This window comes from Deinococcus planocerae (assembly GCF_002869765.1).
GTDB lineage: Bacteria > Deinococcota > Deinococci > Deinococcales > Deinococcaceae > Deinococcus > Deinococcus planocerae.
This window is the reverse complement of the sequence record NZ_PNOR01000044.1, coordinates 17,361-27,698: the sequence shown is the minus strand read 5'-3', so window position 1 is coordinate 27,698 and position 10,338 is coordinate 17,361. Positions and strand designations below refer to the sequence as shown.

Here is a 10,338-nt window from a genome sequence, read left to right as displayed (position 1 = left end):
GTGCACAACACAACGCGGGAGTAGCTCAGCTGGTAGAGCACTACCTTGCCAAGGTAGATGTCGCGAGTTCGAATCTCGTCTCCCGCTCCACCGTCCCCCCCACCCCCCGCGGTGGGGCTTTTTGTTGCTATGCATGTGCCTCGGCCACGGAGGAAGAGGATCTGTTGGAACACAGCCCTTCAAGGTCGTCTTCGCCGCCGGGGAGCACTCGTAGATGAGCTACTCGATGTGAACCGCGTGTGGATCGAAGTCCACGTGTGGGGGCTGGGGGTTCATTTCCCTGAGCGTCTCGACGAGGATTTGGCTGACGAGCAGGTTGCGAAACCACTTGCGGTCGGCAGGGATGACGTACCAGGGGGCGGCGTCGGTGCTCGTGCTCATGGCGGCCTCGTAGGCGGCGGTGTAGCTGTTCCAGAGCGAGCGTTCTTCCAGGTCGCCCGAGTTGAACTTCCATTGTTTGTCGGGGTCCTCGAGACGGGCCTGGAGTCTGGCCTTTTGCTCCTCGGGGCTGATGTGGAGGTAGAGCTTGACGATCCGCGTGCCCGAGTCGCCGAGCAGCGCTTCGAAGGCGCGGATGTGGCCCAGGCGGCGCGCGGCGGTCTTCTCGTCGATCTGGCCGTGGACCCGGGTGACGAGAACGTCCTCGTAGTGGCTGCGGTTGAAGACGCCGATCATGCCCTGGCGGGGGGCCCGGGCGTGGACGCGCCACAGGAAGTCGTGGGCCAGTTCTTCCGGGGTGGGCACCTTGAAGTTGGCGATGTCGACCCCGTTGGGATTGAAGGCCCCGATCACGTGCTTGACCGTGCCGTCCTTGCCCCCGGCGTCGCGGGCCTGCAAGACGACCAGCAGGGCCTGCTTGCTCTCGGCGTAGAGGCGTTCTTGCAGGCGGGCGAGTTCGTCTTGCAGCTCGGGCAGGAGGGCCCGCGCGTCTTTCTTGTCGTACCCGCCGTCATCGTCGGTGGCCCAGCGGCCCAGGGAGAGGCTTTGCCCCGGCTGGACCCGGTACGTGTCGAGGTTCATGCCGGAGCCTAACACGTGGTCCCGCGGAGGAGTCGGCTCAGGCCAATGTCCCGCGCCGCACGAGGGCAAAGGCCCGGCCCCCCAGCAGCGCCACCAGGGCCGCCCCGGCGAGGGCGATGCCCAGGGCGGCGGGCAATCCGGCGTGTTCGGCGACGAAGCCGATGACGGGCGGGCCGAGCAGGAAGCCCGCGTACCCGATGGTGGCGACCTGCGCGATGCCCCGCCCCGCCAGGGCGTGACCCGCCGCGCCGTACATCACGGGCACCACGTTGCTCAGGCCCAGGCCGGAGAGGGCGAACCCCACGGCGGCGGGCAGCGGCTCGCGCACGAGCAGGGCCAGCCCCAGCCCCAGCGCGGTGAGCAGGGCGCCGCCCCGCACGGTCCGCTCGTCGCCGAGGCGGGCCCGCATTCGGTCGCCGAACCAGCGCCCCAGGGTCATGGCGGCGACGAAGGCCGTGTAGCCGATCCCCGCGCTCCCGCCCGCCGCGCCGAGCACGTCACGGAAGTACAGCGCCGCCCAGTCGTAGTTCGCCCCCTCGGCGAGCATCCCCAGAAAGCACAGGGCGCCGAGAAGCAGCACGGCGGAGCCCAGGCGGGGAAGACGGCGCGGGGAGGAGGCCGGAGCCTCGGGAGCCCCCGGCGCCGGACCGTCTCCCCGGTCGGGCAGCAGCAGGCGGCCCGCGAGGAGACCCGCCACGCTGGTGACCGCCACCACCCCGAGGGCGTGCCCCAGCATGGGCACCCGCCCGATCAGCCCCGTGCCGAGCAGGGCGCCGAGCACGCTCCCCAGGCTGAAGTAGGCGTGGAAACGGCTCATGACCGCCCGGCCCAGCGCGCGCTCGACCGTCACGCCCTGCGCGTTCATGGACACGTCCATCGCGCCGTTCGCCGCCCCCAGCACCGCCAGCCCGAGCACGAGCAGCCCCAGGTTCGGCGCGAGGAAGGGCAGCGCGAGCGCGAGCAGGCACGCCGCCGTGGAGACCTGCGTGACCCGGTGACTGCCGGAGCGGGCCGTCCACCCCCCCGTCAGCGGCATGGTCGCCAAGCTCCCCAGCCCCACCGCCAGCAGCGCCACCCCGAGCTGCGCGTCGCTCAGCCGCAGGTGGTCGCGCACGCCGGGGATATTCACCGCCCAGGTGGCGAACATCACCCCGTTCGTCAGGAAGACGACCCCCAGCGCGTGCCGGGCCACCTCGGCACGCCGGGAGGAGGGGATGGAGGGTGGGGGCAGGGGCACGTCGGTCATGAAGACTCCGGGTAAAGGGGGAGGAGGGCATCTGAATCGATTCAGATGTGAGGTCCATACGCTAGCATCCGGCCATGTCCTCCGCCAAGCCGCCGCCGGGGCGGCGCGTGACCCTGCGCGAGGTGGCGGCGCGGTTGGGGGTGTCGCGCGCCACGGTGAGCAACGCGTACAACCGCCCCGACCAGCTCTCACCGGAGTTGCGCGAGCGGGTGCTGGGAGCGGCGCGTGAGCTGGGGTACGGGGGCCCCGATCCCCTGGCGCGCAGCCTGCGGCGGGGGCGGACGAACGTGATCGGCGTGGTGTACGACGCGCCGCTGGAATACGCCTTCGCGGACCCGGCTGCCGCGCTGTTCCTGGGAGCGGTGGCCCGGACGGTGCAGGGGCGGGGGCTGAGCCTGCTGCTGCTGGCGAGCCCGCGCGGCACCCGGCCCGTCGAGACGGCCAGCGTGGACGGCCTGGTCGTGTACTGCGCCGCCGAGGAGGGAGAGCTGCTGCGCGCGGTGCTGGGCCGGGGCCTGCCCACGGTGCTCGTGGACCAGGCGCCGCAGCCCGGCACCTCGCGGGTGGGCATCGACGACGCCGGGGGGGCGCGGGAGGCCGCGCGACACCTGACCGGGCTTGGCCACCGCCACCTGGGGGTGCTCAGCCTCGAACTCACGCCGGAGCGCCGGGGCGGCCCGGTGTCTCCCGAGCGCGAGGCCCGGGTCGGCTACGCGACGACCGCCGCCCGTCTGCGCGCCTACCGCGGGGCGGCGGGGGAGGCGGGGGCGCGGCTCTTCGTCACGGAGGCGTTCCAGAACACGCCCGACGAGGGAGAGCGGCTGACCCGCGACCTGCTCGCCGCGCACCCGGAGGTCAGCGCCCTGCTGTGCATGAGCGACGTGCTCGCCCAGGGGGCGCTGCGGGCGGCGCAGGCCCTCGGGCGGCGGGTGCCGGGGGACCTCAGCCTCGTGGGCTTCGACGACCTCCCCAGCAGCGCGGCCCTCAACCTGACGACCGTCTGGCAGCCCACGACCGAGAAGGGCGTGCGGGTAGGGTCGGCCATCCTCGCCCGGCTGGACGGGGAGGGGCCGGGGGACGTGACCTTGCCCACCCGCCTGATCGTGCGCGGAACGACGGCGGGCGTCACGGCCCCCAAGTTCAGGCCATGACAGAAACTTTCTAAGTGCGGCATGAGCTTCACCGCCGCCTGTCGCACGAGGAGGTGGGGCAGGCCATTTCGAAAGGCGTGCTGGGCGTATGGCTGTGTGACTCCGTGGCGCGGGGCACGGCCAGACCCACCTCGGACCTCGACCTCCGGCTCCTCTGGCCGGAGCCCCGGCCTTTCGAGGCTGGGCGGGCGTTTCGGCATCCTGATCGAGCGGCACGGGCAGACGTTCGAGCAGGCCTGGGCGGCGGTGGAGTCCGGCGGGAGCGAGCTCTACGCTTGGCAGGAAGGCCGCGCCCTGTACGATCCGCAGGGTGAACTCGCGCGAAGAGCGGCGCGAGCCTCCGTCTTGCTCGCCTCCTACCGGGTGTCGCCCCGTGAGCGGCAGGCGCTGCGGCACTGGCTGCTCACCACGCTGGGAAAGCTGAGAGGAGCCGCGCCCGACCATGCCCTGTTGCTCGTCCACACCACCACCTGGAAGCTCGCGGAGGCCCTGTGTGCCGTGAACGGTCGTCCGGTGCCTGCCAGCACGCTGATGTGGGAACTGCTCCCCGGCCTGCCGCACCAGCTTCCCGGCTCATGGTTGGAAGCCCTCCTGTCGGGGGAGGCCGGGGTGCGCCTGAGCACCTTCGTCGGGGTCGCCCGCTGGACTGTGGAGGCGTTGGGGGACGATCCGGGTTGAGGGCACCCGCCCCACGGTCGTCCCATCCCTTACCCTGCCCCCATGACCTCACCGGACCCCACCCGCCCCAACCTCGCGGCCCACATCGAGCGCGGCCTGAGGGACCTGCGCGACCTCGTGGCCCTCCAGAGCGTGTCCGCGCAGGGTCGGCACCTCCCCGAGACGGCGGCCTTCGTGACCCGGCTGCTGGAGGCGGAGGGCTTCACCGTCCGGGCGTACCCCGGCGAGGTCGCCCCCGTGCTCGTCGCCGAGGCGGGGGAGGGGCCGAGGACGCTGCTGATCTACAACCATTACGACGTGCAGCCGGAGGACCCCGTGGCGCTGTGGGAGAGCCCGCCGTTCGAACTGACCGAGCGCGACGGACGCCTGTATGGGCGCGGCGCCTCCGACGACAAGGGTGAACTCGCCTCCCGCCTCGCCGCCGTGCGGGCGGTGCGCGAGCGCAACGGCGGGCGTCTTCCTCTACGCGTCCGCTGGCTGATCGAGGGCGAGGAGGAGGTCGGCAGCCCCAGCCTGGAACGCTTCGTCGCCGAACACGCGGAGGAGTTGCGCGCCGACGGCTGCTGGTGGGAGTTCGGGAGCATCGACCCGGGGGGGCGGCCCGTCCTGTTCCTGGGGCTCAAGGGCGTGATGTGCGTGGAGTTGCGCTGCCGGGTGGCGGCCTCCGACCTGCACTCCAGCCTGGGGGCGGTGATCGACAATCCCCTCTACCGCCTCGCCCGGGCGGTCGCCTCCCTGCGCGACGACGGGGGGCGGGTGACTCTTCCAGGCTTCCACGACGACGTGCGCGAGCCCTCGGAGGCCGACCGTACCGCCATTGCCCGCATTCCCGGGGATGGGCAGGCCGTGCGGGACACCTACGGCGTGACCCGGCCCCTCGCCACCGGCCCGGCCTACCACAAGCGGCTCAACCTCGCCCCGGTCGTCAACGTGAACGGCTGGGGCGGTGGGTACGGGGGGGAAGGCAGCAAGACGGTGTTGCCCGCCCACGGCTTCGTGAAGCTCGACTTCCGGCTGGTGCAGGAGCAGGACCCGGCCCGCGTGCTCGGGCTGCTGAGGGCGCACCTGGACGCCCAGGGCCTGGAGGACGTGGAAATCGTCGAGTTGGAGGCCCATCAGCAGCCCGCGCGGGTGGATGCCGCTCACCCCTTCGTGCGGGCCTGCGTCGCCGCCGCGTGGGAGGCGCACGGGGCCGAGCCGGTCGTGCAGCCCTCCAGCGGGGGCAGCGGGCCGATGCACCCTTTTCGGGAGGTGCTGGGGGTGGCGTGTGTGGCGGCGGGCATTGGGAATGTCGGGGGGCGGGTGCACGCGCCGAACGAGAACATCGTGCGGGAGCACTTCGAGAAGGGGGTGGCGTTCGGGGTGGCCTTGCTGGAGCGGCTGGCTCGGGGAAGTTCGTCTTGAGGTGGAAGGCGGGGTTGGTTGTGAGGGGCCGGGGAACTTGCGACGGCTTGCCCCCACCCCCCAGCCCCCTCCCCCCCGAAGGGGGCAGGGGGAGCGGCGCTGCGCTGGGCAAGGGTATACGGACGGTGTGGGTGGTCGGGTCTTCCTGGGCGGAATGTTTGATCTTGTCGCGTCCCATCGGTGGGCCCACCGTCTCGCTGCGCGAGCAAGGCGGGGCCGTGGGCCAGGAGCATTCAGTCTCGGCCACTCATAGGAGCGTTCGGAGAGACGTTCTGAACAGCGCAAAAGCCCTTGCTCTTTTTGCCCCTCCCCCTTGACTCGCAGAGCTGCACAGCAGAGGGGGGAGGCTGGGAGGGGGTGAACTGAAGCGTCCCCCAGCGCCCCTTACCTGCCATCAGGATCTTCTCCAACCACGCACCCCGAACCGAACAAAAGCCACCCCGACAGCGCCTCTCAGCCGCCAAGGTGGTCCCTGTTTCACCAATGTTCCGGTGTTCTCCTTATACGTCCTCGCTCCCCGTGTCCATCCGCACCACGCGCGGGGTGAAGGTCGCCACCACGTCCACGAGGTCGCTCTGGCGGGCGATGACGTGCTCGATCCTCTTATAGGCCTGGGGCGCCTCGTCGATGCCGCCGCCGATCAGGGTCACGCCGCGCCCTTTCAGGTACGCCTGCACGTCCTTCTTGGCGAGGGTGTTGGCGGCGGCCTTGCGCCCGAGCTGGCGGCCCGCCCCGTGGCTGGCGCTGGCGAGGGCTTCCGGGTTGCCCTTGCCGCGCACCACGAAGCCGGGGTCGGCCATGCTGCCGGGGATGAGTCCGAGCTGGCCGCGCCCGGCGGGGGTCGCGCCCTTGCGGTGGACGATGCGCTCTTCGCCCTCCACCTCCTGCCTCCAGGCGAGGTTGTGGCTGTTGCCGACCGTGGCGGCGGGCCTGACCCCCCGCGCGCGGGCGAGGCGGGCGTGGATCAGGTCGTGGTTGGCGAGGGCGTAGCGCCCGGCGAGGTTCATCGCCTGCCAGTACCCCTCGCCTTCCTCGGTGTCGAGCGGCAGCCAGGCGAGCTTGCGGCCCTGCGCGTCGAGGGCGGGGTGGAGGGCCTGCGCGACCTTGGTGTAGTGGTTCGCCACCTGGGCCCCGAAGCCGCGCGAGCCGCTGTGGGACAGGATGGCGAGGTAGTTGCCCGCCTCCAGCCCCAGGTCGGGGGCGGACAGACTCAGGGTGCCGAACTCCACGAAGTGGTTGCCGCTGCCCGAGGTGCCGATCTGCTCGGCGGCCTTGTCACGCAGATGGCGCAGCAGGGGCTGCTCTCGCCACGTGTCCTCGTGCAGGACCTCGTGATCCTCGCGGTCGCGCTTCTCGAAGCCGACCCCGGCGCCGAAACGGGTGTGCTTGGTCAGGAGGCGGGTGGCCTCGTCGGTGCTCAGGGCATTCGGGGCCAGGGGCAACACGCTCAGGCGCATGGAGCAGCCGATGTCCACGCCGACCCCGTAAGGGATCACGGCGCCTTCCGTCGCCAGCACCCCGCCGATGGGAAGGCCGTAGCCCACGTGCGCGTCGGGCATCAGGGCCCCGGCCCGAGCGACGGGCAGGCGCATCGCCACGTTCATCTGGTCGCGTGCACCGGGCTCGATCAGGTCCTCGCCCCACACCCGGTAGGGGAGGGGGTCGGCGCGCAACTCGCTCGCCCGGCGCGCGTCGAGGACGGCCTGCTGCGAGGTCAGCTCCGCCGCCAGCTCGGCGTACACGCCGCCCGAGACGTACGCACCCGGGTTGGCCTGCACCGAGCGCAGCTCACCCAGGATTTCCTCGCGGTCGAGTCCGGCGCGCTCGCGCAACTTAGCGGCGGCGAGGGCCAGCGCGACGGCCTTTTTCTCGAAGCCCAGTTTGGTGATCTGTTTTCCGTTCATGGGGTCCTGTTCTTGAGGGGGTGAGCCCTATCGGCCCGCCGTGCCCCCTTCTTCTGAAAGGCCGGGAGGAGACCTGTCCCGGTCGTCTGGGTCGTCGGGCGGGTCACCGCCGCTATCTTCGCGGATTCTTCGCATGGGCGCTCCCTTCCGTTTCTTGACGTTGCCGCCCTACTCTGCCTGCGCGGCGGGTGCCGGGGCATCGGCCAGATGACGCACGGCAGGTAGGCCGATGGGACCGGGGCTCAGCTCCACTCTTCCTCGCCCTCGTGGGTGAGCTGACGGGCCCAGTCGGTGACCACCTCGGGATAGAGGCCGTGCAGCCGGTCGAGCAGCCGCTCCACGTCCGCGTCCGCCCAGCCGTCCACCTTCGGCAGGCGGCGCGGGGGCGTGCCCGGCAGGAAGGAGGTGGGATCATCGCGCAGGGCCAGCAGGGTCGCGGCGGCGTGTTTGCAGACCGCGTTGTACTCGTCCGGGCAGGAGCACGAGACCTCGCCGTTTTGCAGGTTGATTCGTACCCGGTAAGGCGCCGGGCGACTGCCCCGCACGCGGGCCCGGACGACCTCGCCCTGCCGCTCGCGGTGGGTGACCTGCCCACGCAACGGCTGTGCCCGCTCGCGCACCTTGCCGGGGGCGTATCGCAGCAGCTCGTCCGGGGTCAGGCTCACCGCCGGGCCTTCAACGCCGCCCGTGCCTCACCCACCTCGTCCCAGGGCAGCGTCTCTCCGTCCCGTTCCAGGGTGTCCTCCGGCCCCTTCCCGGCGAGGAGCACGGTGTCACCGGGCCGCGCCTCTCGGACGACAGATCGGATCGCCTCGCCCCTGTCCCCGATGCTCGTGAAATTGGACCTCCCGGCCTCCCGCGCCCCCCGTTCCATCTCGCGCAGGATGTCGGAAAGGGGCGTGTCGCGGTGGTCCTCCTCGGTGAAGACGGCGTGATCGGCGAGCCGGGTGGCGACCTCACCCAGAGGCGCGCGTTTGCCCGGATCGCGCGGCCCGCCCGCCGAGCCGATCAACACCCATAGCCGTCCCTGGGTCGTCGCGCGCAGGGTGGAGAGCGCCTTTTCCAGGCTGGGCGGCGTGTGCGCGAAGTCCACGATGACGCGGGGGGCGTCCTCCTCCCCGGGAACAAGTTCCATCCGGCCCGGCACCCCCCGGAAGGAGGCGAGCCCCTCCACAAGCTCCGGCGCGCTCGCCCCCAGGTGCGCCGCCGCGCTCAATCCCGCCAGCGCGTTCGCCACGTTGAAGCGCCCGATCATGGGCAGGTGGGCACTGAATTCACCCAGGGGGGAGAGGACGTGGAAGTGCAGGCCGGTGGCGCGTTCCTCGATATCCGCCGCCTGCCAGTCCGCCTCCCGCCCCTGCGCCGAGTAGGTCGTCTCCGAGGGCGCGACCCCCGTCAGCCGCTCCGTCCACGGGTCGTCCGCATTCAGGACGGCGAAGGGGGCGCGCTCGACCAGCTTCCTCTTCTCCGCGAAGTAGTTCTCGACCGTGCCGTGAAAATCCAGGTGTTCGCTGCTCAGGTGCGTCCACACCGCCACGTCCCACTCCACCCCCCGCACCCGGTCGAGCGCGAGGGCGTGGCTGCTCGCCTCCAGTACGACGGCCCGCGCGCCCGAGGCGAGCATTTCCGCCAGAGTGGCCTGCACCTGCGGCGCCTCGGGGGTGGTGAAGTGGGCCGGGAAGTGCCGCAGCACGCCGTCCGGCAGCTCGTAGCCGACGGTGCTGAGAAGGCCTGTCTCCAGCCCCGCCGCGCGCAGCAGGTGCCGGGTCAGCCAACTCGTCGTCGTCTTGCCGTCCGTGCCCGTCACGCCGACCACACGGAGCCCCCGGCTCGGGTATCCGGCGAGGGCCGCCGCCGCGTCTGCCAGGGCTGCCCGCGCGCTTGGCACCGTCAGGTAGGGGAGGGGGGAGGTCAGACCTTCCGGCAATCCCTCGCCGAGCACGGCCACCGCCGTTCGCGCCGCCACCTCGTCCAGGAAGCTGTGCCCATCGAAGCGTGCCCCGCGAATCGCCACGAAGGCGAACCCCGGCTCGACCCACGCCGCGTTGTGCGTCACGCCGCGCACCTCCACGTCGGGCAGGGGGGAGGACGGAATGGCGAGGACAGCGGCGAGGTCACGCAGGCGCATACGGGTTGAGACTAGCAGCCGCCTTCCCGGCCCCATGAAGGTCCCTCAGAACGCCGACGCCTGCGAGGTCGGTCGCATTCACGCGGAAGCCGTCGGTAGGGGTGGACAACTGACAAAGCCGCCCCGCCACCTGTTCTCACCCTGGCTCCCCGGCTGACGGCTACCTCAACAGCGGCAGCCCGAACCCGTACCCCTGCACCCGGTCGCACACCCACCGGAAGGCCGCCGGGTCGTGCACGAAGTCGAGCCGGTCGCCGGGCACCCTCACCACCGGGCAGGCGTCGAAGGCCCGGATCCACTCGTCGTAGAGCCGGTTGAGGCCCAGCAGGTAGGCGTCGGGGATGCCTTGCTCGTAGTCCCGCCCGCGCTGGGCGATGCGTTGCCGTAGGGTGGGCAGCGAGGCGTCGATGTGAATGAGGAGGTCGGGCACGCGCAGGGCGGGCAAGATGCCTTCGTAGAGCCCCCGGTACGTCGCCCAGTCGCGCGTCTCCATCTGCCCGCTCTCGAAGAGGTTGCGCGCGAAGATATTCGCGTCTTCGAAGACCGTGCGGTCCTGAATGACGTACCGCGCCCCCGTCACGAGGTTGAGGTGCTGCTCCAGCCGCCGCGACAGGAAATATATCTGCGAGTGGAAGGAGTACCGCCGCATGTCGCGGTAGAAGTCCTCTAGGTAGGGGTTTTCCGCGTACGGCTCGTAGACGGGCCGCAGCCCGTAGCGCTCCGAGAGCATCCGCGTCAGGGTGCTCTTGCCGCTGCCGATGTTGCCGGAGACGGCGAGGTACATCAGCGGCTCCGCCGCCGGTGAGT

Annotated in this window: 9 protein-coding genes and 1 tRNA gene; 4 read left to right on the top strand and 6 right to left on the bottom strand. The window is 71.4% G+C overall.

From position 1 onward, the window contains the following. The first annotated feature begins 14 nt into the window (after window positions 1-14). Window positions 15-90: transfer RNA gene (locus A7B18_RS18640), tRNA-Gly, on the top strand. 129 nt (window positions 91-219) lie between these two features. Here the strand turns inward: A7B18_RS18640 and A7B18_RS18635 are convergent. Together A7B18_RS18635 and A7B18_RS18630 are read right to left on the bottom strand one after the other, a co-directional pair. Beyond that, the gene (locus A7B18_RS18635; RefSeq protein WP_102128197.1) at window positions 220-1,020 is read right to left on the bottom strand and encodes a polyphosphate kinase 2 family protein; all 801 of its coding nucleotides are present in this window, start codon (window positions 1,018-1,020) and stop codon (window positions 220-222) included. Window positions 1,021-1,057: 37 nt separating this feature from the next. After that, entirely contained in the window at window positions 1,058-2,266 is a 1,209-nt protein-coding gene (locus tag A7B18_RS18630) for an MFS transporter (RefSeq protein ID WP_102128196.1), read from the bottom strand. Window positions 2,267-2,340: 74 nt separating this feature from the next. Here A7B18_RS18630 and A7B18_RS18625 point away from each other — a divergent pair, with 74 nt between their 5' ends. From A7B18_RS18625 to A7B18_RS18615, 3 genes are all read left to right on the top strand, one after another. Further along, window positions 2,341-3,417, top strand: a complete 1,077-nt coding sequence (locus A7B18_RS18625) for a LacI family DNA-binding transcriptional regulator (RefSeq protein WP_102128195.1) — start codon at window positions 2,341-2,343, stop codon at window positions 3,415-3,417. 96 nt (window positions 3,418-3,513) lie between these two features. Beyond that, a complete protein-coding gene (locus A7B18_RS18620; protein WP_102128194.1) occupies window positions 3,514-4,095 on the top strand; it encodes a hypothetical protein in 582 nt (193 codons plus the stop codon). A 42-nt stretch (window positions 4,096-4,137) separates the two neighbouring features. Further along, the gene (locus A7B18_RS18615) at window positions 4,138-5,499 is read left to right on the top strand and encodes a M20/M25/M40 family metallo-hydrolase (RefSeq protein ID WP_102128193.1); all 1,362 of its coding nucleotides are present in this window, start codon (window positions 4,138-4,140) and stop codon (window positions 5,497-5,499) included. 500 nt (window positions 5,500-5,999) lie between these two features. Here A7B18_RS18615 and A7B18_RS18610 read toward each other — a convergent pair whose 3' ends face one another. From A7B18_RS18610 to A7B18_RS18595, 4 genes are all read right to left on the bottom strand, one after another. Beyond that, complete coding sequence (locus A7B18_RS18610) at window positions 6,000-7,403, bottom strand: RtcB family protein (RefSeq protein ID WP_102128192.1); 1,404 nt, start codon at window positions 7,401-7,403, stop codon at window positions 6,000-6,002. Between the two features lie 242 nt (window positions 7,404-7,645). Further along, window positions 7,646-8,068, bottom strand: a complete 423-nt coding sequence (locus A7B18_RS18605) for an SWIM zinc finger family protein (protein ID WP_102128191.1) — start codon at window positions 8,066-8,068, stop codon at window positions 7,646-7,648. Further along, window positions 8,065-9,531 carry a UDP-N-acetylmuramoyl-L-alanyl-D-glutamate--2,6-diaminopimelate ligase gene (locus A7B18_RS18600; RefSeq protein WP_102128190.1) on the bottom strand — a complete coding sequence of 489 codons (1,467 nt, stop codon included), beginning with the start codon at window positions 9,529-9,531 and terminating at the stop codon, window positions 8,065-8,067. Before A7B18_RS18600 ends, A7B18_RS18605 begins: the two co-directional genes overlap by 4 nt. A gap of 160 nt (window positions 9,532-9,691) precedes the next feature. Continuing rightward, the gene (locus A7B18_RS18595; RefSeq protein ID WP_102128189.1) at window positions 9,692-10,315 is read right to left on the bottom strand and encodes a deoxynucleoside kinase; all 624 of its coding nucleotides are present in this window, start codon (window positions 10,313-10,315) and stop codon (window positions 9,692-9,694) included. Window positions 10,316-10,338: the final 23 nt, after the last annotated feature.